Consider the following 26,149-nt stretch of genomic DNA (forward strand, 5'->3'; position numbering starts at 1 on the left):
CCCGGCCATGCGCATGCCGCCGGTCATGGACTCGTGAGCACAAGCGAGACATTGTTTCCGCCGAACCCGTACGCGTTCACCAGGATCGCCGGACTGCGCAGCGGCACCGCCCGCGCCGGAAGCCACACCGGACACTCCGGATCCTGCGCACCCAGTGGCGGATTCGGCGGGACCAGCTGATGCTCGAGCGTCAGGATCGCGGCCACCGCGGCGAAAGCACCCGCGCCGCCACCGGTGTGCCCGGTGAGTGCCTTCAAGCTGTACAGCGGAGTCGTTTCGGTGCTCGCGCCGAGAACGCGCCGCAGTGCCCGCGCCTCGATGACGTCATTGAGGATGGTGCCGGTGGCGTGCGGAACGACGCAGCCGACGCGGTCCGGTGCGATGCCCGCCGCCGTGAGTGCCTCGTCCATCGCCCGCGCGATCTGGGTGCCCTCCGGTTCCGGCGCGGTGAGATGGAAACCGTCGCAACTCCAGCCGACGCCGGCGAGCCGTGCGTAACGGCGGGCCCGCCGCTCGGCGGCGTGGTTGGCGGATTCGACCACCAGCATGGCCGCGCCTTCGCCGAAGATCGTTCCCTTCCGGTCGGCGTCGAACGGACGACAGCGTTCGGGATCGACCGCGACGAGCCGGTTGAAGCAGCCCATAGAGGTGCGATGGTAGGTTTCCACGCCCCCGGCGAGCACCACGTCGGCCTGACCGGTCCGGATCAGATCCGCGGCGAGTGATAAGGCGTAACCGCCTGCGGCACAGGCATTGCTGATGCTGATATTGGCGCCGAGCGCGGGCAGTTGCGCCCCGACGGCGGCGGCGACCGAGAAGGTCGGAGCCCAGCCGCCGAAGGTGGGGAAGCCCTCGGTGCGCCAGTGCTCATGCAGCCGCCAGTCACCGAAACCCGAACCGACGACGACCGCCGTGCGGGCCGGATCGCGGTCCGCGAGCCCGGCGTCCGTGAGCGCCTGCCGAGCGGCGTCGAGTGCGAAGCGCACGGCGTCCCCGACGGGTAGCTCGCCCACCGTCGCCGGCTGCGCGGCCACGGTATCCGCCGGCACCGCGTACAGCTTGCGGTAGGTCATATTCGCATGCGGGTCTGTCACCTCGACCGGCGTGCTGGCCGCGGCATTCATTCCGGCCCATAGTGTTTCGATGCCGCGGCCGAAACAGGACACGGTCCCGAGGCCGGTGATCACAATGTCATCCACGGCTACCGGCCGCCCTCGGCGCCGCCATGGGCGGGCTCGTCGGCATCCGCGAGGGCCATCGCGACGAGAGCGTCGGTGTCCATCGTGTCCAGCGATGTCTCGAAATCGGTCGCATCCGCTTCGTCGGAGTTGTTCTGGGCCGCCAGATCCAGCAGGGTGTCGAGAATCCCGGCCGCGCGGAAGCTTTCGAGTGGCACCGACCGCAACGCGGCACGCAGTGCGCGGTCGTCGACGACCCGTTCGGGGCGCTCCTGGAAGAACTGTCGAGCCAAGTGAGTGGCCAGTGCGTTGGGTGTGGGGTAGTCGAAGATGAGGGTGGCCGAAAGCGGGACTCCGGTGGCGGTTTTCAGTCGATTGCGGACCTCGACGGCACTGAGCGAGTCGAATCCCATGTCCTCGAACTTCTGTTTCGGATCGACCGCCGCGGGTCCGGCGTGACCGAGCACCACCGCGATCTCGCCGCATACGACCTCGAGCAGGACACGATGCCGATCCCGCTCGCGGGTGCGGCGTAGCCGATCGGCGAGGGTCTCCTCGGCGGGCGAGGACTCGAGCGCATCGGCGGGTATCAGTTCGCGCAGGATCGGTTGCGGCCGCGCGGCTTTCGGCTGTGCCCGCAGTGCGTTGGTGTCCCAGTGGGCGGCGACGACATGGGCGATATCGGTATCGAGAGCGGCGTCGAACAGTTCGAGCCCCTCAGCGGTGCTCATGGCCGTCAGTCCGTCGCGGCGCAGGCGAGCGGTGTCGGCCGCACCGAGATGCCCGGTCATACCGCTGGACTGTTCCCAGAGTCCCCACGCGATCGCTTGGGCGGCAAGGCCACGGCCACGTCGCCAAGCCGCGAGACCATCGAGATACGCATTCGCCGCCGCGTAGTTGCCCTGTCCTGCGGTGCCGAGCGTGGCCGCGACGGAGGAGAACAAGACGAACAGCGACAGGTCCCGGTCGCGGGTCGCCTCGTGCAGATTCCACGCGCCAGTGACCTTCGGCGCCAATACCGCATCCAGCCGCTCTCGCGTCAGCGAGCCGACCACTCCGTCATCGAGTACCCCCGCCGCGTGAATAACCCCGACCAGCGGGTGTTCGGCCGGGATAGCGGCGACGAGTGCGCGAACCGCGGCGGGATCGGCCACATCACAGGCGACCACATCGACCGCCGCGCCCGCATCGCGCAACTGGCGCGCCAACTCCGCGGCGCCCGGTGCGGCGGGACCGCGCCGACTGGTCAGCACCAGCCGACGGACCGCCCACCGAGACACCAGATGCCGCGCCAGCACCGCACCCAACCCGCCGGTGCCACCGGTGATCAATACGGTTCCACTCTCGAGCCCGGCGGGCAGCGCGAGCACGAGCTTGCCCACCTGCCGGGCCTGGCTGAAGAAACGGAACGCCTCGGGTGCGCTCCTGATATCCCAGGCAGTCGTCGGCAGCGGGTGCAGGACGCCCTGCTGGAACAGGTCGACGATCTCGGCCAGCAGCTCACCCAAGCGGACGCGTCCGGCGTCGAACAGATCGAACGCGCGATAGGTGACACCCGGGTAGCGCGTGGCTATGTCATGCGGGTCGCGCACGTCCATCTTGCCCATCTCCACGAAGCGCCCGCCCCGGGGCAGCAGCCGCAGCGAAGCGTCGACGAGTTCGCCCGCCAGGCAGTCCAGGACGACATCGACCCCGCGGCCGTCCGTCGCGGCGGCGAAGGCGGTCTCGAACTCGGTGCTTCGCGAAGTCGAGATGTGCTCGGCGTCGAAGCCCATCTCGCGCAGCGTATTCCACTTCGCGGGGCTCGCGGTGGCGAAAACGGTGGCACCGCGGTGCCGGGCCAGTTGGACCGCGGCCATGCCGACCCCACCGGTGGCGGAGTGGATCAGCACGCTGTCACCGGGCCGGAGTCCGGCCAGGTCGGTGAGTGCGAAGTGGGCGGTCAGGAATGCGACGCACACGCCCGCCGCCTCGGTGAACGACAGCCCGGCCGGAATGCGGGCGAGCAATCGGCAATCGGCGACCACCCGTGGCCCGATACCTTCTTCCACCAAGCCCAGTACTCGATCGCCTTGGACCAGCCCCGTGACATCGGGACCGATCTCGACGACGATCCCGGACACCTCCGAGCCCACCGGGGTGTCGGGGTTCGGATACATCCCCAGCGCGATCAGCACGTCACGGAAGTTCAAGCCCGCCGCCTCGACGGCGACGCGTACTTGGCCAGGGCCGAGCGGACGGTCGAAGTCGTGGCATGTCGTGAGTGCGAGCCCCGCGAGCGTGCCCTTCTCCCCTGTCGCGAGCCGCCATGCGCCTGCCGCCGGCGGTGGAATCCGCAGGCGCTCTTGTGCTTTCACTGATTGCAGGCGGGGAATCCGGATGACCCCGTCGCGCACGAGCATCTGCGGTTCGTTCGCGGCCGCGATCGTCGCGACGTCGATGTCCTCGCCCGCCGCCACGTCGACGAGCAGGATCCGGCCGGGATTTTCGGACTGCGCCGACCGGACCAGCCCCCACACCGCCGAACCGACCGGGTCCGTGACCTCCGCGCCGACCGCACCCGCGGTCAGGACCACCAACGTGCTCGCGCCGAAACGTTCCTGCGATGCCCATGCCTGCAATACCGGTAGTACCCGGCCCGCCGCGTCGAGTACGTCCGCCTGCCCGGATCTCGAGGTTCGGCAATCCAGGACGACGACCGGTGGTACCTGCGCCGTCTCCGCCACGGCGGACCATTCGACGTACCCCTGCAGACCGTGCGGCACCGACGCCGACGCGACCCACCTGACCTCGGTCAAGCGGCTCGGCGCAGCACTGCCCGCCGGTGGCAGGGCGCGCAAACGCAACGACTCCACCGACAACCGCACCCGGCCTGTCTCGTCCACGCCAAGCACCGAGAACGCGTCGGAACCGCAGGGGCGCAACCGTACTCGCAACACCCGCGCTCCGGTGCCCGCGACCGCCACTCCCGTCCATATGAACGGCAGCACTGGCCGATCGGTGACGTCGCGATCCAGCAGCAGGACGTGCAGCGCGGTGTCCAATAGGGCCGGATGGATACCGAAGCCCGCGGCGGTCCCGGTATCCGGTTCCGGAAGGACGACCTCGGCCAGGATATCACCATCGGCGCTGCCGACGCGGCGCAAACCCTGGAATCGGGGGCCGTACTCATAGCCGAGTTCGGCCAGCCGTGGATAGATATCGGCCGTATCGATCGCCGTGGTCTCCGGCCACGGCCCGGCAGCGTCGGCGGTGACACCGGTGTACAGCGTGCCCACCGCGTGTCGGAGCCACTGCGCGCCGTTCTCCGCACCCCGTGAGCGGATCGAAACCGCCCGCTCCCCCGCACCGTCCGGTGCTTCGACGATCACCTCGACCAGGCGAGTCGCGCCGTGGTCCAACTCCATCGGAATCTGTAATACCAACTCGCGCAATGCGTTACATCCGGCTGCCGTCGCGGCGCGCAGTGCGAGCTCGACGAATCCGGTGCCGGGGAAGAGTACCCGGCCGCCCACCCGATGGTCGGCGAGCCACGGATGCGAGTCGAGCGATAACCGCCCGGTGAGCCGGATCCCGCCGCGGCTCGACCCGTAGGCGACGCCGGAGAGCAGGGGGTGATCGATGGGGCGTTCCCCGGTATCGCCCGCCAGCCAGTACCGCTGTCGCTGAAAAGCGTAGGTGGGCAGTTCGACCCGGCGTGCACCCGAGCCTTCGAACAATGCGGCCCAATGCACGGCCTGACCTGCTGTGAACAGTCGGCCCACCGCGTCGATCACCGCGGCGGGCTCGGACCGGTCCCTGCGCAGCATCGGTACGACGACCACATCGCGAGCGCATTCGGTGAGCACCGCGGTCAGGCCCGCGTCCGGGCTCAGCTCGACCAGCCTGGTCACCTCGCGGGTGCCGAGCGCGGCCACACCGTCCGCGAACCGCACCGTCTCGCGGACGTGCCGGACCCAGTACTCGGGCGACCCGTAGTCCGCGCCCGCGAGCGTGCCGGTGCGGTTCGAGACGAGCGGGAGCCGCGGCGCACGCGCCGTGAGACCGGCGATCGCCGCGCGGAATTCGTCGAGCATCGGATCCATCAGTCCGGAGTGGAACGCGTGCGATACGTCCAGCCGCTTCGTCCGCCGTCCCCTGGCCACGAAGCCGGCCGCCACATCGAGCACCCGCGCCTCGATGCCCGAAAGCACCACGGACGTGGGCGAATTGACAGCGGCGATCTCCACCCCCGAGGCCAGCAGCGGCGGCGCGGCGTCCGGCACCGCCGCCATCGATGCCAGCAGCAGCGCCACCTCGTCCTCGCTCGCCTGCACCGCGACCATCGCGCCCCCGGACGGCAGTGCCTGCATCAACCGGGCCCGTGCCGCCACCAGCGTCGCCGCGTCCGCGAGCGAGAGCACACCGGCCACATGGGCGGCCGCGATCTCGCCCACCGAATGTCCGAGTACCGCATCGGGTTCGACACCCCACGACTCGAGCAGTCGGAAGAGCGCGACCTCGAACACGAACAGCGCGGGCTGGGCGTGCAGTGTTCGCGCCAGTAACGCGGCGTCCGTGCCCCACGCGATATCGCGTACCGCGCCGCCGTGCTGCAGCAGCGCGTTCGCCGCCTCGTCCCACGCGCGCGCGAAGACCGGATACGCCTCGTAGAGTTCGCGACCCATGCCGAGGCGTTGCGATCCCTGCCCGCCGAATACGAATGCGGTCGCACCCGAGAGGATTCCGGGCGGGTCGTCGACGGCAGCCAGCGCGGCCAGCAGCTCGTCACGGGTGGTGCCGGTGATCACGGCGCGTTGCGCGAGGGCGGCACGCCCGGCCAGTGACCGCCCGACATCGACCGGATCCAGCTCCGGCCGAGCGGTCACCCACGCCGACAGCCGTGCCGCCTGCTCGGTGAATGCCGCAGGCGTTTGTGCCGAGATCACCCAGGGGAGCACCGGTGGCGGCACCGATGTGCTCGCGGGTTCGCGTGGCGGTGCCTGTTCGATGATCACATGCGCGTTGGTGCCGGAGATGCCGAAGGAGGAGACCGCCGCCCGGCGCGGCCGGTCCACCGCCGGCCATGGATGCGGCGCGGTCAGCAGCGCGACATGCCCGGCGGCCCAGTTCGCATGCGGCGACGGCTCGTCCACATGCAGCGTCTTCGGCAGCAGGCCGTGACGGATCGCCTGGACCACCTTGATGATTCCCGCCGCACCCGCCGCGGCCTGCGTATGGCCCATATTCGATTTCACCGAGCCGAGCCACAACGGTTCGCCCGCGTGGTCGCGTTGTCCGTAGGTGGCCAAAACGGCCTGCGCCTCGATCGGGTCGCCCAGCGTGGTGCCGGTGCCATGGGCCTCGACGACATCCACCTCGCTCGCCGCCAGCCCCGCGTTCGCCAGTGCGGCCCGGATCACGCGCTGCTGGGACGGTCCGTTCGGCGCGGTCAAGCCATTGCTCGCGCCGTCCTGGTTCACCGCCGACCCGCGCACCACCGCGAGCACCTCGTGCCCGTTGCGGTGGGCGTCCGAAAGGCGTTCCAGGACAAGCAGTCCCACGCCCTCGGCCCAGCCGACACCATCGGCCGCCGCGGCGAAGGATTTGCACCGGCCGTCCGGCGAGACGCCACGCTGGCGAGAGAACTCGACGAACATCCACGGTGTCGCCATCACAGTGACCCCGCCGGCGAGCGCGAGCGAGCACTCACCCGACCGCAGGGACTGCACGGCCTGATGCACTGTGACCAGGGATGACGAGCAACCGGTATCCACGGTCACCGCGGGCCCTTCCAGCCCCAGCGCATAGGAGACACGTCCGGAGGCCACACTGCCCGCGCTGCCGGTCAGCAGGTAGCCTTCGGCGCTCGGGTCGGACTGCCCGCGCACGGAGAATCGGGATCCGTAGTCCCCGTGCATGACTCCGACGAACACGCCGGTGTCACTGCCGCGTAGCGACTGGGGGTCGATGTGCGCGGATTCGAATGCCTCCCAGGCGACTTCGAGCAGCAGCCGCTGCTGCGGATCGGTCGCGAGCGCTTCACGTGGGGACATGCCGAAGAAGGCCGCGTCGAAATCCCCCGCCGCGTAGAGGAACCCGCCGCTGCGCACCGTCGATCGGCCCGTCGCGTCGGGGTCGGGATCGAAAAGACCGGCCAGATCCCAGCCGCGATCGGTGGGAAAATCACCGACGACGTCGCGGCCGTCGGCGACCAGCCGCCACAGATCCTCCGGGGAGCGCACCTCGCCCGGGTACCGGCACGCCATGCCCACGATCGCGATCGGCTCGGACCGCGCGGCCTTCAGCTCGGCGATCTCGGCCTGCAGACGCTCGTTGTCCTTCGCGGCGACGCGAAGCGCTTCGAAGAGCCGGTCTTGCGACGTGGTCATGCGGGTGCCACCCTCCGTCGGTGCTGGGGGTCGTGCGGTCAGGAGCTGCTGTTGGGTTGCATGATGTGCCGGATAAGCGCCTCCTGGTCCATCTCGTCGATCGCCGCGGCACCGTTCGGCGCGACGGCGGCTCCGGGCTGAGCGGAGGCGAGATCCAGGAGTGCGTCGAGAATCCCGGCCGCGCGGAAGTTCTCGAGAGGCACCGACTGCAACGCGGCACGCAGCGCGCGGTCGTCGACAACCCGCTCGGGGCGCTGGGAGAAGAACTGTTGCTCGAGGTGAGTAGCCAGCGCGTTGGGCGTGGGGTAGTCGAAGACGAGGGTCGCCGAAAGGGGTAGGCCGGTCGCGATCTTGAGCCGATTGCGTACCTCGACGGCACTGAGTGAGTCGAAGCCCATCTCCTCGAACTTCTGTGCTGGATCGACCACCGCGGGTCCGGCGTGACCGAGCACTACCGCGATCTCGCCACGAACCACATCCCGGATGACACGATGCCGTTCCTGTTCCGGCGTTTCCCGCAATCGCAGCGCCAACCCGTCGTCGCGCGGCACCGGGGGGCGGGTGGGGACCGTGGGTATCAGTTGCCGCAGGATGGGCGGAAGGTGACCGGTTCGCGCCTGTTCCCGCAATACGGCGGTGTCGAGCCGGGCGGCCAGCAGCCATGCGCTGTCGAGGCCGACGGCGGCGTCGAGCATGGCCAGGCCCTCGGGTGCGGACAATGCCACCAAGCCCGCGCGCCGGACGCGCGCGAGGTCGGCCTGATCGAGTCGGCGAGTCATGCGGCTGTCCTGTTCCCACAGGCCCCAGGCGATGGCCTGCCCGGCCAGACCCCGGCCGCGCCGCCAGGAGGCCAACGCGTCCAGGAAGGTGTTCGCGGCGGCATAGTTGCCTTGGCCCGGGCCGCCGAGGACGCCCGCCTCGGAGGAGAACAGCACGAACAGTGCCAAATCCAGGTCACACGTCGCCTCGTGCAGATGCCAGGCACCATCCACCTTCGGCGCCAGCACTTGGTCCACTTGCTCAGAGGTCAGCGAGCCGATCATGCCATTGGCACCGACACCCGCCGCATGGATGACGCCGACGAGCGGTTCCTCGGTCGGAACGGCCGCGATCAGATCGCGCACCGCCGCCGCATCGGCCACATCGCAGGCGACGACGTCTACGGCGGCCCCCGCGTCCCGGAGTTCTCGCGCCAGTTCCCCCGCGCCCGCGGCGTCCGGACCACTGCGACTGGTCAGCAGCAGCCGCCGAACGCCCCAGTGCGCCACCGCATGCCGCGCGACCAGCGCGCCGAGACCGCCCGTACCGCCGGTGATCAACAGTGTCCCGTCGGACAACGTCGGTGCCGCTGCGCCGCTGCGCGCGATGTCGACCCGCTTCAGCCGCGGTGCGCGAACAACCCCGTCCCGGACGATCACCTGCGGCTCCGCGCTGCCCAGGATCGCGGCCACATCGAACTCGCCTTCGGCTACATCGGCGAGCACGATCCGTCCCGGCTCCTCCGACTGCGCGGAGCGGACCAGGCCCCACACCGCCGCTGCCGCCAAGTCGGGCGCCGCGGTGTCGACCGCGCCGGATGTGACGATCACCAGCGTGCTCGACCCGAATCGTGGCTCCGACAACCAGGTTCGCAGCACGCCCAGCACCCGGGTTACCGCCGCGTGCGCCGCGGTGACCACAGTGGATCCAGCGCCGAACCCGCGGCAGTCCAGCACCAGGGCCGGCGGCGGCGGTTCCGCCTGCGCCGACCAATCCGCCCATGGCAGGGCCGCTGCCCGCTTGACCGGCCCCAGATCGATCCATTCCAATTCCGTCAACCAGCCAACCGTGCCACTCGCTGCCAGTTGTCTCACGGCCACCCCGCGCAACCGCAGCGACCGCACGACGAGCACGGTCCGTCCAGCCGCATCGGCCGCGGTCATCGCGAACGCGTCGACCCCGCACGGCCGCAACAACACTCGCGCAACCGGCGTTCCGGGCAGCAATACCGAAACGCCCTCCCACACGAACGGCAAGAGCACGTCCCCACCGGCGCGCCGCATCCGCAGTGCATGCAACAGCGCATGCAGTGCGGCGTCCAGCAGCGCCGGATGAATCTCGAAGTCCTTTGCCTCCGCCCGTACCGACTCCGGCAGGATCGCCTCGCCGAACACGTCATCGCCCCGGTGCCATGCGCCGGTCAGCCCGCGAAACGCGGGCCCGTATTCGTAGCCCCAGTCGGCCAACCGGGGGTACCCCTCGTCGAGATCGAGCGCCACGGCACCGGCCGGTGGCCACTGGGTGAACTCGTCGACCGGCGGCGGCGCGTCTGCGGTGAGCGTACCCGTGGCGTGCACCGTCCAGAATTCCTCTGCCGCGCCGCGCGAGTGGATCGAGAGCGCACGCTCGCCGGACTCGTCCTGCGCTTCGATCAGCACCTGCACTTGGCGTGCGGCGTTGTCCGGGAACACCAGGGGTGCGGACAGCGTGAGTTCCTGTACGAGGGTGCAGCCGACCTCCGCGGCGGCGCGCAGTGCCAGTTCGAGGAAGCCGGTGCCGGGCAGCAGCACTGTGCCGTGCACCGCGTGATCGGCCAGCCAGCCCGGCATATCGGGCGCCAACCGTCCGGTCAGCACAATCGTGCCCGAATCCGCCTGCGGCACAACGGCACCCAGCATCGGATGGGTTGCGGCCGTCAAGCCCGCCGCGGTGACATCGCCGAGTCCGGCCGCGACCCCGCGCAGCCAATATCGCTCGCCGAGGAACGGATAGGTCGGCAGCGGCACCCACCGCGCACCGGTGCCGTCGAATAACGCTGACCACCGGACGTCGGCACCGGACTCGAAGAGCCGGCCCACCGCCCCGAGCACCGACTCGACCTCCGCCCGACGACGGCGCAACGACGGCAGTGCGACCACCGCATCACCACTGACCGTCTGCTCGACCAGCGCGGCCAGCCCCGCGTCGGGTCCGATCTCGACGAACCGGACCACCCCGGCGGACTCCAATGTCCGCACACCGTCGGCGAATCGCACCGCATCCCGGGCGTGTCGCACCCAGTATTCCGCCGAACCGTAGTCCTCGTCCGCGACCGCCCCGGTCCGGTTCGATACCACCGGGATGCGCGGCGCACGTACCGTGAGGCTGGCGGCGACCTGCGCGAATTCGTCGAGCACCGGCTCCATCAGTTCGGAGTGGAACGCATGGGACACCGCGAGATCTCTGCTGCGAAAACCCTGTTCCCGCAGCCAGAGCACCACCTGCTGCACGGCGTCGTCGGCACCGGAGATGACAACCGAGTTCGGTGCGTTGATCGCCGCGATGCTGACGCCGTCGCCCACCAGCGGGCGAACATCATCGATCCGGGCCTGCACCGCGACCATCGCCCCACCAGGCGGCAACGACTGCATCAGCCTGCCCCGCGCCGCGACGAGCGCCGCCGCGTCCGCGAGCGACAGCACTCCGGCGACGTGTGCGGCCGCGATCTCACCGACCGAGTGCCCGAGCACGAAATCCGGTGTCACACCCCAGGATTCGAAGAGACGGTACAGCGCGACCTCGATCAGGAACAGGGCGGTCTGTGCGTACCTGGTCTGCTCGAGTAGTCGTTCGTCCGAGCCCCAGACGACATCGTCGAGTGATACGCCGAGGTGCCCGGACAACGCGGCCGCGGTCTCGTCCCAGGCCGCGGCGAACACCGGATACGCCTCGTGCAGTTCACGTCCCATGCCCAAGCGTTGGGCACCCTGACCGGCGAATACGAAGGCGGTTTTCCCCGCGACGATGCCCGCGGCGGCCGCCTGCACGGCCACCAACTCCTCCAGCAGCGCAGCACGGTCGCCGCCGGTGACGACCGCGCGATGCTCGAATGTGCCGCGGCGCGTCAACGCCGAGCCGACATCCACCGGCTCCAATTCGGGGTGCGCGATGAGGAATTCGAGCAGCCGAGCGGCCTGCGCGGCCAAGGCCGCCGGGCTGCGCGCGGAGAGCACCCACGGTATCGCCGGGATGGGCGCACGCGGCGGCTCCGGTTCCGGCGGGGGTGCTTGCTCGATGACGACGTGCGCGTTGGTTCCGCTGATGCCGAACGACGAGATGCCCGCCCGGCGCGGACGATCCGTCGCGGGCCACGCCAGTTGCTCGGTCAGCAGTTCGACGGCCCCCGCCGACCAGTCGACATGCGGTGAAGGCTGGTCCACGTGCAGCGTCCGCGGTAAAGTGCCGTGCCGCATCGCCAGCACCATCTTGATCACACCGGCGACACCCGCTGCGGCCTGGGTGTGCCCGATATTCGACTTCAGCGACCCGAGCCGGAGCGGGCGATCGGCGGGCCGGTTCCGGCCGTAGGTCGCCAGGATCGCCTGTGCCTCGATCGGGTCGCCGAGCGTCGTGCCGGTGCCGTGCGCCTCGACGGCGTCCACGTCGGCCGCCGACAATCCGGCAGCGGCGAGCGCGGAGCAGATGACCCGTTGCTGGGCAGGGCCGTTCGGCGCGGTCAGGCCGTTGGAGGCGCCGTCGGAATTCACCGCCGAACCGCGCACCAGCGCCAGCACCTCGTGCCCGTTGCGCCGCGCGTCCGAAAGGCGCTCGACGACAAGCATTCCCGCGCCCTCCGCCCAGCCGACGCCGTCGGCCGCAGCCGCGAAGGACTTGCAGCGGCCGTCCGGAGCGAGGCCGCGCTGGCGGGAGAACTCGATGAATATCCACGGCGACGCCATCACGGTCACCCCGCCCACCAGTGCGAGCGAACATTCGCCCGCGCGCAGGGACTGGCCGGCATGATGCAGCGCCACCAGTGATGATGAGCACGCGGTGTCCACGGATATCGCGGGTCCTTCCAGCCCGAGGAAGTACGCGATCCGCCCCGATGCGACGCTGCCCGCGCTGCCGGTCAGCCGATATCCCTCGCTCTCGGCATCGGAGGCGTCCAGTCGCGGCCCGTAATCCTGGCCGTAGATTCCGATAAACACGCCGGTATCCGTGCCACGCAGCGAATTCGGGTCGATACCCGCGGATTCGATTGCTTCCCAGGACACTTCGAGGATCTGACGCTGTTGCGGGTCCATACTCAGCGCCTCGCGTGGGCTGATGCCGAAGAACGTCGCGTCGAAATCGCCTGCTCCGGACAAAAATCCGCCCTTGCGCACCGTGGATCTGCCGTGCGCGTCGGGATCCGGATCGAACAGCCTGTCCAGATCCCAGCCGCGGTTGGCCGGGAAATCGCCGACGACGTCGCGGCCCGCCACGACGGCTTCCCACAACTGCTCCGGCGAGCCCAAGCCCCCGGCGAACCGGCAACCCATGCCCACGATCGCCAGCGGCTCGGTGGTTTGTAGAACAGTGCCCGGCGCGACGTCGGCGGAGCCGCTGACCAAGGCCGCGATCCGCAGGGCCAGCTCCGACGGCGACGGGTAGTCGAACACGGCGCTGGTGGGCAAAGTCAGCCCGGTGGCCGCATTGAGGCGGGTCACCAGTTCGACGGCCGTTCCGGAGTCGAGACCCGCGTCCTTGAACGACCGATCGAGCCGCACGGCCTGGACGTCACGGTGGCCGAGCACGATCGCGGTCTGCTTACATACGAGCGGCGCGAAATCGTCGACATCGGGGACTGGGTCGACCGTCGTCTCCGGCACATGCGCCACGTGCGTGGCGGCCGACGCGAGACCACCTTCCCCTACCTCCGGCCAGTACCGTCGCCCCTGAAAGGCGTAGGTGGGCAGCTCGATTCGATGTCCGGGTCCGGCGGTCGCGGCGAGGATGTTCGTCCAGTTCACCTGTGCGCCGTCGACGAACAGGCGTGTTGCCGAGTGCAGCAGTCGGGTCGGTCCACCGTTGTCGCGGGCCAGCGAGCCGACCGCCGATCGTCCCGGCACGCCGATGTCGGCGAAGATGTCCTGCATGCTGCCCACCAGCACGGGATGCGGGCTCGCCTCGAGGAAGATGTGGCGTCCGTCCTCCACCAGGGCACGGACCGCCGCGTCGAAACGCACGGGCTCGCGCACATTGCGGAACCAATAATGCGGGCCGAGCTCGGTCCCGTCGATCCACCGCTCCTCGACCGTGGAGTAGAACGGGACCGTACCCGCCCGCGGGGTGATGCCGGAAAGCGCTGCCAGCAGCGGGGTTTCGATCGCATCCACCTGGCCGCTGTGCGAGCCGTAGCCCACCGGCAGCAGTTGGGTGCGCACACCGGCCTCGGCGCATTCCCGCGCCACCTCGGTCAGCACGGCCACCGCGCCGCTCACCACGACCTGATTCGGCCCGTTGCTCGCGGCGATCTGCACATCGCCGCCCCGGCCGTCCAGCCACTCACGCATCGCCGTGGCCGACAATCCGACCGAAAGCATGCCGCCGCCGCGCGGGAGCCGGTGCAATAGTGCCGAACGCAACGCGACCACGCGCGCCGCGTCGTCGAGCGACAGCATGCCAGCGACGTATGCCGCCGCGATCTCGCCCTGCGAATGCCCGAGCACCGCCACCGGCTCGACTCCCCAGGACCGCCACACCGCGGCCAGCGACACCATCATCGAAAACAGCGCCGGTTGCAGCACGTCGTCGCGATCGAGGGCGTCAGCGGCGGCACCGCCGAGCACGTCCAGCAGCGTCCAGTCGACGAAGGGCCGAAATGCCTGCTGACAGCGGGCGATCGACTCGGCGAAGACCGGCGAGGTCAGCAGCAGTTCGCGCGCCATGCCCCGCCACTGCGAACCCTGCCCGGGAAAGACGAATACCACCCCGGTGTCGGACACCGGTCGCGCCGCGACGGTGACGGACTCGTCGGGTTCCCCCGTCGACAGACTCCGCAGGGCAGCGAGCGCCCCCGCGCGATCGGCGGTGACGACCGCACGGTGTTCGAATACGGTGCGGGTCGTCGCCAATGACCAGCCGATGTCGCCGGGATCGAGCGCCGGATCGGCATGCACCGCGTTGAACAGCTGCTCGGCCTGTTCGCGCAGTGCATGCGGCGAGCGGGCGGAAAGCACCCACGGGATCGCCGCCGGCTGCCGGCGAGTCCGGTGATCAACTGGCGCGGCGGCGTCCGGCGGCGCCGACAGCACCACATGACAATTGGTGCCGCCGATGCCGAACGAGCTGACTCCGGCCACCCGCGCCGAATCGTACGCCGGCCAGTCCCCGAGCCGGTCTTGAACCCGCAATCCCAGCTCCGCCACGGGGATTCGTGGATTGGGCGTTCGATAGTTGAGACTTGCCGGAATCGCGGCGTGCTGGATGGCGAGGATCGCCTTGATCATGCCCAGAATGCCCGCGGCGCCCTCGAGGTGGCCGATATTGGTCTTCACCGACCCGATGTGCAGTGGTGCCGCCGGGTCCCGTCCCGTGCCGAGCACCGCGCCGAGTGCGGCCGCCTCGATCGGATCGCCGATTCGCGTTCCGGTGCCGTGCAATTCGACGTATCCGACCTGACCGGGGGCGACACCGGCCCGCGCGTAGGCGGCGCGCAGGACCGCGGCTTGCGCATCCGCGCTCGGCGTGCTCAGTCCCATGGTCGCGCCGTCGTTGTTGGTGGCGCTACCGCGGATGACCGCGCGGATCGGGTCGCCGTCGCGCAGCGCCGCCGATAAGCGTTTCAGCAGGACGATGCCGCCCCCTTCGCCCCGCACGAAACCGTTGGCCCGGGAATCGAAGGTGAAGCACCGTCCATCCGGGGAGAGCGCGCCGAGCTGGGCCAGCGATAACCCCGTGTCGGGCAACAGATTCAGGTGGACTCCACCGGCGAGCGCGTAGTCACAGCCGCCGGAAAGCAGACTCTCGCACGCGATGTGCACCGCGACGAGCGATGAGGACTGCGCGGAATCTATCGCGAGACTCGGCCCGTGCAGGCCGAGCGCGTAGGAGATGCGGTTCGCGATCAGGCCGCGACTGACCCCGGTCGAGGTGTGCGCGGTAACCACCCGACCGAATGTCGCGAGCAGGGCGGCGAAGTCGCTGCCCGAGGATCCCACGAAGACACCGGTCGACCCGCCGCTCAGCCGCGCGGGCACGATCCCCGCGGATTCTACTGCCGCCCAGCTCAATTCGAGCGCGAGCCGTTGTTGCGGATCCAGCACCGCCGCCTCGCGTGGGGCAATGCCGAAGAATTCGGCGTCGAAATCGGCCACGTCCGGTAGGTAGGAGCCGCGGCGCAGCTCCGGTGGGATCGGGTCGGTGCTGTACCAGCGATCGGCGGGCATGTCGGTTACGGTGTCGCGACCCGCCGCGAGCAACCGCCAGTACTCGTGCGGTGCCCGGATATTCGGCAAACGGCACGCGATTCCGATCACGGCGATGTCGTCGCGGTACTCGCCTTGCCCTGCGGCAGTCGCTGTCTCCATCGCGTCGCGCTCCCCGTGTCGTGGCTGGCACCAGGACGGTCCTCCTAGGACCATATCCGATGTACCCACAATTGTGCCCAAACTTTTCGCAAAGAATGATGAATGCGTGGTGCGCGGCTGGCACAGCAGTCGACTGGCCGCCCTAATCGCTTGTCGTACAAGCAGTTCAGCGCAGCAACCGCCAGCGATCAATCCGGCGAAACAAGTGCCTGGGCACACCCGCTTCGCATTGTGTCTATGATTCCAACAATGCGTTCGTCCCGCGCGAACCGACCGCTCCGGCGCGCATTTTCGCCAGGCTGTCCGACCGGGCCCTCGGGTGGGATCCGGCGCGCATCGTCCGGCAGAGGAAGGCTTCCCGATGACACTCCAACCGCAGCATCTGCAATCGCTCCGTGACTTCGTCGCCGAGGAGCTGATCCCCCGGCAGGACTATCTCGATTCGTTCGACAGCGCTCCCCTGCCGCTGTACGAGCGGTTCCACAAGACCGGGTTGTCGAACTGGTGGATCGCCGAGGATCTCGGCGGCCTCGGCATCGGGCTGGAAGACAGCGTGGACATTGTCTCGGAACTGGCCTACGGCGACGCGGGCGCGGCCTTCACCCTGTTCGTCTCGATTCTCGGCACGAGCATCGTGGACCTGTACGCCTCGGCCGAACTGCGCGCGCGATACCTCGAGCCGATGGTCGCCAACGGCACCTTCTGCGCGACCGTCGGCAGCGAGGAGGAGGCGGGCAGCGAACTGTCCCGGATCACCACGACCGCCACCCGCCAGGGCGCCGGTCTCGTCCTCACCGGCGAGAAATACTTCTCCACCAATGCCGGATTCGCGGATTTCTACATCGTGATAGCTCGCTCCGACGAGGCCGCCGACGGCTACGTGGGGGTACTGGTGCCGCGGGACACACCGGGTCTGCGCGTGGTGCGGCGCTGGGAGATGATCGGCCTGCGCGCCTCGGCCACTTACCAACTGAGCTTGCGGGACTGCCGCGTCCCGGCGACGCACCTGCTGGACGGACACGGCCTGCGGCTACTGGAGTTCGGGCTCAACGCCAGCCGGATTCTGATCGCGGCGACCGCGATCGGGATTTCGCGTCGGATCCGTGATTTGTGCATGGATTACGGGAAGACGAAATACATTCGCCGTGAGCCGCTGACCTCGAATGCCGTCTTCGCGGCCAAACTGGGGCAGCTGGAGACCATGATCGAGGTCATGCGCAACCAGTGCCGCGCCGCCGGCCGCGAGTACGACGCCCTCATGCGATCCCCCGGCGCCGCAGTCGAATTCCGGCGCCAGGGGTCGCTGCGGTCGGCGCTGACGACCAAGCTGTTCTGTGGCCAGACCGGCTGGGCCATCGCGGGGACCGGCTCCGAAATGTTCGGCGGACTCGGGTACACGACCGATTCGATCGTCGGCAAGCTGGTCCGTGACATGCGCTATATCGCCATAGTCGAGGGCGGGGAGGACGTGCTGCGCGACATTGTGTACAACCGGTATGTTTTACCCCCGTCGAAACGAATCTGAGTCCGCTTCGATACCGAGGAAATGGCCGGGCGGCGGCATTCGAATGTTTGTTCTATCGGTAAAAGTGCTTCGCATTTGTTGCGCCACCGTCGGCGTGGCGCGCCGCACCCGATGTGACCTGAGTCTCCGCCGATGTGTGCCATGCGCCAATCATGTTGCCGCCCCGCGCTTCCGATCCCAACCGGAACTGTTGCTTCAGGTAACAAATCCGCAGCGGTAAGCGCGGAATACGAACGTCCGACATCACGATGCGCTCGTTTTCCGGCCCGAAACCGTGTGATTGTCGCCGAGCGGTTGCATTCCAATAATGTATGTGGCTACGATGTTCACCCAACGTGTCGGCCCCCATGAAAGGACTCTGGTGGCGCGAAAAGTCATCTCCAAGACCGTCGTTACCGACGATTTCGATGGAGACGAAATCCAGGATGGGCTCGCTATCGAAGTGAAGATCAGCATCGCCGACATTGAGTATCGCCTGGATCTACGCCCCGAGAATGTCGAAAGGTTTCGCGCCGATGTTCGCAAATGGATTGCGGCCGCCGAGGCAGGTGCGGGGGAAACCGAGGCGGAGGAGGACGTTTCCGTCACCCGCCGGACCACCGCGTCCCGCGCGGCGCACCGGCAGCGGGGCGCCAAAGCCACCGGCCGCCGGAAGGGGCCGGCGCCCCGGCGTCCCCGGGAAGAGATCCAAGCGGTTCGAGAATGGGCTGCCCGCCACGGATTCGAGGTGTCCGAGCGTGGCCGAATCTCGAACGAAGTTCACGACGCATTCCAAGCGGCACACTGACCCGCTGCCGCGTTCGGCCGTGCCGTCGCGCCGTCCCCTGTCGAGTGGGCGGGGAAGCCGAGCGACGGCAGACGGCCGGACTCGGTCACCCATGTCCGCGTTCTCGCCACTTGGGATGAAATCGCGAGCCGACACCTCCTCCGCGCAATCGATGCCCGGGATGTACGAATGCCGCCCGCCCCGCGGCCTTGTCACACGCATGGGTAGCGCCTCTTCAGTGCCGCAACATCTTTCGTAACCACCAGCTGGTTCCGATCGGCCGACTGTCGCATTGATCATCGGAACCAGGGTTGTCGAATAGGTACCTTCCGCGCATCGGTAGACCCGCGGTCGGCATAGGTATCCGCCACAATCTCCTCGGCCGCGGGCCGGAGTAATCGCAGCTCACGGCCGCTGAATGTGGGTCAACATTGTTGGACAATGCGATCAATCGATACGTGCCGCCCTTCTCACCGCGTCCGATCCGGCCCGTTGACACGGCTTCCGCGCGCGGGCATCATCTCCATAACGCGCGGTCCGGTTAGCGTCGAGCGCGGTCGGCGGACAGAGGAAAGCGCTAGAGCGGCAACCACATCGGCATCGGTCCTGACCAGGTACAGCCCGGTTGCTGACGGCTTGTTCGATGAGCCTATAGGATCGAGTTCGGAACCTTGTGGGGGGAGAAGCATTGCGCAATCAATCATCTTCGCGACGTGACGGAACGGCGGCCAAGGTCCGACAGGTCGCCATCAACATACTTCTCGGTTTCGGTATCACCGTCACGCCGGCGGCGTCGCTCGAATTGATTGCGGTCGACGGCACCAGGTACTCATTGAATACATTGGTGACGAAATGTCGCCGAGAACCCGATCACGTGCGCTGGCCCAACATTGTTTACGACCATTTCGCGGAGGTCACCGGACACACTCCGCAGAAGGCGGCGGTGGATGACGAGGAGCTTGCCGCGCGTATCTGTGTTCAGGTCGTACCACCCCTGACGACGTCAGTCGCGGGTCCGGAAGCATTGCGCGCGCGTCCGATAGCGTCCGATATGGATACCCGAGTGCCCGTCGCCGAGCTGGTGCTGAACAGACCCGACCGCCTCACGCCCGTCGACAAGAATGTTTTGGTCGGCTCCGATATCGATGCATTGTGGTCCATCGCGCATGCCAATACCGCGGCCGAACCCATTGATCGGCAGAGTCGGATAAAACGCGATGACGTGGTGATCGAGGTACTCGAAGGCGATTCGATGTTCGTCGCCTCGAAGATCGGCGACATGTCGCGCCTGGTCGTGAGTGAGATCGGCGAAGCGCCGTTCGGCGTGATGGTGGCGATCCCGAATCGGCACACGCTGGCCTTCCACCGCCTGACCAAAGCATCGACAGTATTGGCCAACGCGCACATACTGATCGATTTCGCCGCCGACTTCGCCCGGTGCACCACCGACCCGGTGACGCACGAGATCTTTTACTGGTACGACGGTCAAATGCAGCAGCTGACCCGCACCGACGATAAGGGTGTCACCGAGCTGCACATCACGGGTGCCTTCGACCAGGTTTTTCGCGAGATGCCGTGACGCGGAGGCCATCGCGGCTCACACTCCCGGTCGGTAGCCGAACACTCGAGCAAAAATGTCGTCGCCGTGGCTGGTCGACTCCGGAGCGCCGACGGTCAGGCGATATGTTCGGCGGCCGTCCGCGGCGCGCTGCGCGTGCAGGAACAGATCGACAAAGTGATCGGCGGCGTAGCGCTGCCGCACGAAATCGAACAGATGCGTCACCAGAACGATCTTCGTGCCTGCGTCGACCAGCGCGGAGAAGATCGGTTCGGCGATAAGCGATGCCTCTCGGTCGTTGGTGGAGGCGAAAGGTTCGTTGCACAGCAGCATTCCGCCGGGGCGCAGTTGGTCGGTGATCCCCCGCATCCGGGTGAGTTCCTCGTCGAGCCTGCCGTGTTTCATGGTGGCGTCCTCGCTGCGCACGAAATGCGTGAACACACCATCGCGCACATCCGCGGTGAAGTCATCGGCCACAACGAACATTCCCGCTTGCATCATCAGTTGCGCGAGACCGACACTACGCAGAAATGTCGACTTGCCACCGCTGTTAGCGCCCGTGACTACCACGAAGGAACTGCCGGCACCCTCGATATCGTTGCCGATCACCGTCTTCGCCGACAGGCACAAGGCCGCGTCGCGCAGATCGCTGCACCGCAACATCGCGTTGCCAGCTGGCACCGGCTCCGGCATGCACACTGGGGCACCCGCCCGGCTGAGCCGCTCGTGCAGGTTCAGGCAGCCGAGATAAAACGCCAGCTCAGCTCGCAGCTGGCGGAAGAAGTTCTGCACATTGTCGGTCGCGCGGGAGATCACCTCGGCGACCGAATCGAGCGCCGGTTCCACCACAGCTGCCAGTGGATCGTTCTGGATGTCGAAGTCGCTGGTCGCCTCGAACACCCGGCCGGACCGGCTACTGAACAGCGAGCGCTTCGAGTTCTTCGGCGGCTCGTGCAATATTATGCGGTCGGCCTTGTTGCCGGGCCCGAGTCCGGCGCTGAACAGCACGCCGTTATCGAAATACAGTGTTGCCAAATGGGTTTCGAGCTCGGCGAGATAGTCGTCGCGGAGCTTGTCGGCCAGCACCTCGCGCAACTGGCGCAATCCCTGCGAACGGCCGGAGCTTGCGTTGCTGTCGCAGGTCTCGCGCAGTCGGCGCAGATAGCCGACGAGCGCCTCGAGCGGTTGCAGCGCAAGCCCGAGCTTGGTTCGTGGCGTACGAGTGCGGCCCGCTGTCCAGCGGCGCACCGACGTCGCCTCGGCGGCGATGTCGTACAGCGAGCGGAGCATATCGGGGTTGTCGCGGCAGTCCGCGAACACGTCCTGCCGGTACCGGATCACCGCGATGTCGGTCAGACTGGCGGGGACAACGGATTTCACCACCGTCGCCACGAATTCGTCGTTCGCCGCCATCGCCGCATACAGCTCGGTAAGGCCGAGATCCTCGGCGATCGAGTCACCGTTGCGCGCGAGGTGCGGGGCGTGGCCCGGGGGGTGCAGCAGACCGACCGGGATCATCGGACCCTGGCCCGGATCGCGTCGTAGGTCAATCCATGCCGCTGCGCGACCACCGCGGCATGCGCCAGCCCGTCGGGAGGGCGCCGCGCGATCCGGAATGTCCGCAGCGCGTCGTCGCCCGGTTCGACACCCGCGACCATGCTCACCACCTCCGGTCCGAGATCGGCGAGCTCTTCGAGGAATGTGACGTAAACTGCTACCGCGCCGCGCTCGATGATCTGCCGTAGTACCTCACTACCGAGCCGGGTGGCGTCGCCGACGGTTGTCGTGCTCAGACTTTCGTTCAGCACCACCAGGCTGTGCTCGCTGATGCGTGCCAGGATGTCGTGCAGGCGGGCCAGTTCGCGCGCCAAGCCGCCGTCCGGATCACTGACGTCGTCTTCTCGAACGAAATGCGTGAAAACATTGTCGGTCAGCGGCACGCGGGCCCTGGCGGCGGGCACCGGGCACCCGAGCGCGGCCAGATACGCCAGCTGGCCGCACATTCGGGCGAAAGTACTCTTTCCACCCTGATTGGGACCGGTGACGACGAGTACGCGCTCCGCGCCGTCGAGCCGGAAGTCGTTGCGCACCAAGGGAGTTTGCTCCCGAATCAGCTGCGGTGCCAAGGCCGCATCGTAGGCGTCCTCGGCATACATTCCGCGGAAGCCGGTCGTGACCTCCGGAATGCAGAACGGGAGACCGTGCTCGTCCAAGTGCCGGACCAGCCACAGGTAGTCGAGATAGAACTGCAATTCGATCTGGAATCGGTCGATCACCGGATCAATGAAGTTCTGGTGTCGTCGCGCGTGCGCCTCGAGCTGCCCGAACACCTTCGGATGCTGCTCGGCAACCAAGGCGATGACCTGCTCCTCCACCTCGTTCATATCCGGCCACGGCTCGGTGAAGCGCTGGCGATCCAGATTGTCGTCCACGGCGAAGCGGGCGAAGGCCGCGGCGATGACATCGCTGTAGTCGGGCTGATCGTCGAACCGGTCGATAACCAGCTGACGGCCCGCCACTCGCACGGTGTACCGCACCGAATCCAGCCCTGCGCGAACCCGCGCCCCATCGGCCATGAGTGCGCGGAAATCCGTGCCGTCGACGTGGTCGGCCAGCCACCTCCGCCACTCCTGAAATCCGTTGGCGCTCAAGGGTAATTCACCCAGGGCCGTGTGCAGATCCAGCACGGTGCGGCAGTACAGCATCTCGGCATCGAGCTGACACCGGTCCCGCTGCTGCGGATTGCGCAATTTCTGCCAGCGCTCCCGATGTTTGCGCACCGAGTTCATTCCCGCCACGAACACCTCGAAAACAGCGCGTACGGCGTCGTCCCGAAGATCGATGAACACCTGCTGGCGGTAGTGCACAAGTTCCAGGTCACGCAGCGGACGGCGGTGCGCCGCTTCATGTTTCGTTGCGCCGGTAAGGACGAAGATCTGGTCCATATTCAGATCGGCAACCGTGTCGGCCCCGACAGCGACCGCGCTGTTCTGGCCGCCACCACCCCAAAGGATGCTTCCGAACCTACTCAAGTCGCATTCCTTCCCCAACCGTGCGCCGAAGATAACTACGGAACAATGTCGAAATAGATGATCAACTTATCGCCGGCATGCTTTTCGAGGTAGGCAAGAGGTTAAGCTCTTACCTTGCCGGTCGTCAAGCAAAGGGGATCTCCATGGACAAGCGCCGTAGTGACACCAGGGAGCGGATCCGCACGGTGGCGATCGAGTTGTTCGCCGAGCGCGGATACGAGACGACATCGTTGCGCGAGATCGCCGAGCGGCTCGGTGTCACCAAAGCCGCGCTCTACTACCACTTCCGGACCAAGGAAGACATCGTGGCCAGCCTGATCGAAGATCTGCGCCGCGGCATAGACGACATCGTGCAGTGGGCCGAGTCCGCGCCACCCGGCCAAGCCCGTGCCGAGCAGATCATCACGCGCTACGGCACGCTGCTGCACGACCTCGGCAGAGATGTCATTCAATTTTGGGCCGAGAACCAGTCCGCGTTGCGCGAAATCGGCGTCGGCGCGAGCTTGCGTATCCAGTTCCGGGTATTGGCGGATTTGATGACCGGACCCGATCACACCCCGATCGCCGTCTTCCACGCCCGCCAAGCCCTATTAGCCATCAGTTGGAGCCTATCCATGATGGGCGACCTCGACCTCAGCGACGAGGACAGCTACACGGCCGCGACCCGCATCTCCCTGGACATCGCCACCCGGATATCACCGGCATCACCCAACGCCCACATCGCTCGATGACCACTGCCGATGTGCTGGCGGATAGCCAGTCCGGCGCTGTGGTATGTCCAGCCATCTGGACCAGCCCCTGTTCGGCCCCGCGGGTCGGCTCCTACTGCTGCGCGGCCCACAACGTGCTGACAAGGCCGCCGATAGGCCGCATCCGTATCGGAGCCCGTTGAGCCGGGCCGCGCGGAGAGCGCGGGCAGCGAGCCGCGGTCGCGCAGGCGGTGCAGCAGCTTCTGGATGCCCAGCGAGGCCGCGGCGAAGATCACGTGTTCGGCGGTGAACTCATGGCCAACGGCATCCTCACCGCGCTCGCCCCCGTCTGCGACAGCAACCCCGGGGTTGTGCTCAACGACGCCCGCACGCACTACCGTCCCGCACCCGGACCTGTTGCCGCTCGGCCTCGGGTGATCGTCTGGGGCACCGGCGAGGTCGCGGCGGCCACGTTGACCGCGGCGGAGCACGATCCCGCGGTCGAGGTGGTCGGCCACGGACTCGATGATCTCGCGGAAGTGCTTGCGCTGGAGTCGGATTGCGTGCTTGTCGCCGCCGACGCCGCGCCCGTGTTGAGCGGGGTCGCCGAAGAGGATGTGCTCGCGCTGCTGGAATGCGGCCGGAACGTGGTCTGCTCCGGCAGCCCGGCGTCGCCGGAACGCCTGGCCGAGGCGTGCGAACTCGGCGCTGCCCGCGGGCACACCGTCGGCGGGCACGCGAACCCGATCGCCGAACGGGTGATCCCCACACTCGCGCGCCGTGAGCGGGGTACGGCACATCAGTTTCGTCGAAGCGCTCGACCTGCACACCGCGTCGATGGGCGGTGCGATCTCACCCGTCGTGGTTATATCGGTGACCGGCACGTCCTGACCCACGATATCTGTCACTACGACGGCCCCGACCACGCCTTTCGCGGCGAAGGTCTGCCGCTCGGCGGATTCACCGACCCGGCCGGCTACACGATCCAGATCACCGGCACTCGCGCCATATTCCATTGCCAGCTCGCATCCGAGCCGCTCGATCGGCCGAATGTCGCCGCGAGCATCCTCGCGCGGGCACTGCTGGACGCGATACCGGCCGTCGCCGCTGGATCGCCGGGAATTATCTCCACCGATCCAACCCCGCACTTCAAGATGGACGACCGCATCCACAGCGCGAGTCCAAAGCCCGAGCCTGTCTTGGCGGGCGACCGGCATGGCGGCGTTTGACGATCGCCTCCGTGACGGTGGCCGAAACCGTCGAGCTCATCGGTGATCTCGCGTTCGCGGTGACCTGCGAGGTCGGCGACGAGCAACCCGTCGCCGACCTCGCCGATACGAAGGAGTAGAGAATGTGTGACCGTGAAGTCGTAATCGTCGGTGCCGGATTCGGTGGCATGGCGGCGGCGATCAAGCTGCGTGCCGCCGGTATCGAGGACTTCGTCATCCTGGAACGTGCCGGGGAGGGTGGGCGGCATGTGGCGGGACAACACCTATCCGGGCGTCGCGGTCGACATCCCGTCGTTTACCTACAGCTTCCACTTCGAGCCGAACCTGCACTGGTCGCGCACCTACGCACCCGGTGCGGAGTTGTTCCAGCGCACCCCGATCTGGATGCTGCCTCGGCTCGACGCGGAACTCGGCGCTGCCGTGCAAGGCGTGTTCGATCACGTTCCATTCGCCCAGAAGGCCACGCGACTGGCCACCAGAGTGCTGACCGAAACCGTCGTGACCTTCGGCGCCGTCTACAACCAGCAGCTGCCGTTCCTGGTGAAGGGCATCGAGCAGATCTGCTCGGTGTTCCTGCACAAGCAGGTGCCCGACCCGGTGCTGCGCGAGAAGCTCACGCCACGTTATGGATTCGGGTGCAAACGGCCCTCGTTCTCCAACACCTACTACCCGACCTTCCTGCGCGACAATGTCGAGCTGGTCACCGACGGTATTACGCGAGTGACCCGCACCGGCATCCGCACCGTCGACGGCGAGCTGCGCAAATTCGACATGCTCGTCCTGGCCACCGGATTCAAAATGGGCGACATCCCATACCGACTCCATGGCAGCAGCGGCGAGACGCTCAACGAGCTGTGGGACCGCGATCGGCGGCAGTCCTTCGAGGGGATCATCGTGCACGGTTACCCGAACCTCTTCCTCAACCCAGGGCCGTCGCTGTTCGCGACATTCGACTTGCGCGCCACCCACGCGGTGCGCGTCATCAAGGCCGCACGAAAACGGGGCGCCACACGCGTCGAGGTGTCCGCCACGGCGCAGGACCGGTTCATGCACGACATGCGTCGGCGCGTGCGACACACGATGTTCTTCCGTCCGGGGTGCGCCGATGCGAATACGTACTACATCGACAACCACGGGGACGCCCCCTACCTACGGCCTACATCCGGCCCGCACGGCTGGTGGCGGCAGCACCAGTTCTCCCTCGAGAACTACGAATACACGGCCACATCGGCCTCCAGCCGAGACTGCGATCCGACGCCCAGCGGCCCCGTCGCGCAACCCGTCTGAGCCCCGCCTAGCCGAGAGTCGGAATACGCCACGCCCAACGGCGTCAGCCCCGCGGCTCCCCTGCCACCCAGAGGTGCGAACCGCCGCACCTAGCCGTCGATGCGAAACCGCTTCCAATGGTGAATACCGTGTGCGTAGTGGTCGTGTCCCCCTCCGGACACAAATAGCACGTCACGTCACCCGTCCTACCTGCGGGTTATAC

At 67.6% G+C, this 26,149-nt stretch carries 11 protein-coding genes; 6 read left to right on the top strand and 5 right to left on the bottom strand.

The window, feature by feature from the left end:
* Positions 1-23: 23 nt before the first annotated feature.
* The 3 genes from ACQPXH_RS20360 to ACQPXH_RS20370 are packed head-to-tail and all read right to left on the bottom strand — an operon-like array spanning position 24 to position 15,861.
* Entirely contained in the window at positions 24-1,187 is a 1,164-nt protein-coding gene (locus ACQPXH_RS20360; RefSeq protein WP_433598125.1) for a beta-ketoacyl-[acyl-carrier-protein] synthase family protein, read from the bottom strand.
* A gap of 14 nt (positions 1,188-1,201) precedes the next feature.
* Positions 1,202-7,549 carry a type I polyketide synthase gene (locus tag ACQPXH_RS20365; protein WP_433598126.1) on the bottom strand — a complete coding sequence of 2,116 codons (6,348 nt, stop codon included), beginning with the start codon at positions 7,547-7,549 and terminating at the stop codon, positions 1,202-1,204.
* 38 nt (positions 7,550-7,587) lie between these two features.
* A complete protein-coding gene (locus tag ACQPXH_RS20370) occupies positions 7,588-15,861 on the bottom strand; it encodes a type I polyketide synthase (protein WP_433598127.1) in 8,274 nt (2,757 codons plus the stop codon).
* A gap of 361 nt (positions 15,862-16,222) precedes the next feature.
* Here ACQPXH_RS20370 and ACQPXH_RS20375 point away from each other — a divergent pair, with 361 nt between their 5' ends.
* The 3 genes from ACQPXH_RS20375 to ACQPXH_RS20385 all read left to right on the top strand — a co-directional run bounded on the left by ACQPXH_RS20375 (position 16,223) and on the right by ACQPXH_RS20385 (position 19,731).
* Positions 16,223-17,386, top strand: coding sequence for an acyl-CoA dehydrogenase family protein (locus ACQPXH_RS20375; protein ID WP_433598128.1), 1,164 nt, complete (start codon positions 16,223-16,225; stop codon positions 17,384-17,386).
* A 322-nt stretch (positions 17,387-17,708) separates the two neighbouring features.
* Positions 17,709-18,173, top strand: a complete 465-nt coding sequence (locus ACQPXH_RS20380; RefSeq protein WP_433598129.1) for an Lsr2 dimerization domain-containing protein — start codon at positions 17,709-17,711, stop codon at positions 18,171-18,173.
* A gap of 823 nt (positions 18,174-18,996) precedes the next feature.
* Entirely contained in the window at positions 18,997-19,731 is a 735-nt protein-coding gene (locus tag ACQPXH_RS20385) for a hypothetical protein (protein WP_433598130.1), read from the top strand.
* Positions 19,732-19,749: 18 nt separating this feature from the next.
* On the opposite strand, the gene ACQPXH_RS20390 is transcribed toward ACQPXH_RS20385, so the two are convergent.
* Together ACQPXH_RS20390 and ACQPXH_RS20395 are read right to left on the bottom strand one after the other, a co-directional pair.
* Positions 19,750-21,228 carry a MutS-related protein gene (locus ACQPXH_RS20390; RefSeq protein WP_433598131.1) on the bottom strand — a complete coding sequence of 493 codons (1,479 nt, stop codon included), beginning with the start codon at positions 21,226-21,228 and terminating at the stop codon, positions 19,750-19,752.
* Entirely contained in the window at positions 21,225-22,742 is a 1,518-nt protein-coding gene (locus tag ACQPXH_RS20395; protein ID WP_433598132.1) for a MutS-related protein, read from the bottom strand. Before ACQPXH_RS20395 ends, ACQPXH_RS20390 begins: the two co-directional genes overlap by 4 nt.
* A gap of 143 nt (positions 22,743-22,885) precedes the next feature.
* On the opposite strand from ACQPXH_RS20395, the gene ACQPXH_RS20400 reads away from it, so the two are divergent.
* From ACQPXH_RS20400 to ACQPXH_RS20410, 3 genes are all read left to right on the top strand, one after another.
* On the top strand, positions 22,886-23,473 hold the full coding sequence (locus ACQPXH_RS20400) for a TetR/AcrR family transcriptional regulator (RefSeq protein ID WP_433598133.1): 588 nt from the start codon (positions 22,886-22,888) through the stop codon (positions 23,471-23,473).
* A 209-nt stretch (positions 23,474-23,682) separates the two neighbouring features.
* Positions 23,683-24,660 carry a hypothetical protein gene (locus tag ACQPXH_RS20405; RefSeq protein ID WP_433603704.1) on the top strand — a complete coding sequence of 326 codons (978 nt, stop codon included), beginning with the start codon at positions 23,683-23,685 and terminating at the stop codon, positions 24,658-24,660.
* A 246-nt stretch (positions 24,661-24,906) separates the two neighbouring features.
* Complete coding sequence (locus ACQPXH_RS20410) at positions 24,907-25,947, top strand: hypothetical protein (RefSeq protein WP_433598134.1); 1,041 nt, start codon at positions 24,907-24,909, stop codon at positions 25,945-25,947.
* Positions 25,948-26,149: the final 202 nt, after the last annotated feature.

The sequence above is a fragment of the Nocardia sp. CA-135953 genome, assembly GCF_050955735.1.
In the GTDB taxonomy this organism is placed as follows: Bacteria; Actinomycetota; Actinomycetes; order Mycobacteriales; family Mycobacteriaceae; genus Nocardia.

Coding starts and splice junctions, on each gene's coding strand:
- ACQPXH_RS20365 (WP_433598126.1), bottom strand. CDS start 7,549: ATGACCACGTCGCAAGACCGGCTCTTCGAAGCGCTTCGCGTCGCCGCG.
- ACQPXH_RS20370 (WP_433598127.1), bottom strand. CDS start 15,861: ATGGAGACAGCGACTGCCGCAGGGCAAGGCGAGTACCGCGACGACATC.
- ACQPXH_RS20375 (WP_433598128.1), top strand. CDS start 16,223: ATGACACTCCAACCGCAGCATCTGCAATCGCTCCGTGACTTCGTCGCC.
- ACQPXH_RS20380 (WP_433598129.1), top strand. CDS start 17,709: ATGTTCACCCAACGTGTCGGCCCCCATGAAAGGACTCTGGTGGCGCGA.
- ACQPXH_RS20390 (WP_433598131.1), bottom strand. CDS start 21,228: ATGATCCCGGTCGGTCTGCTGCACCCCCCGGGCCACGCCCCGCACCTC.
- ACQPXH_RS20400 (WP_433598133.1), top strand. CDS start 22,886: ATGGACAAGCGCCGTAGTGACACCAGGGAGCGGATCCGCACGGTGGCG.
- ACQPXH_RS20410 (WP_433598134.1), top strand. CDS start 24,907: ATGTGGCGGGACAACACCTATCCGGGCGTCGCGGTCGACATCCCGTCG.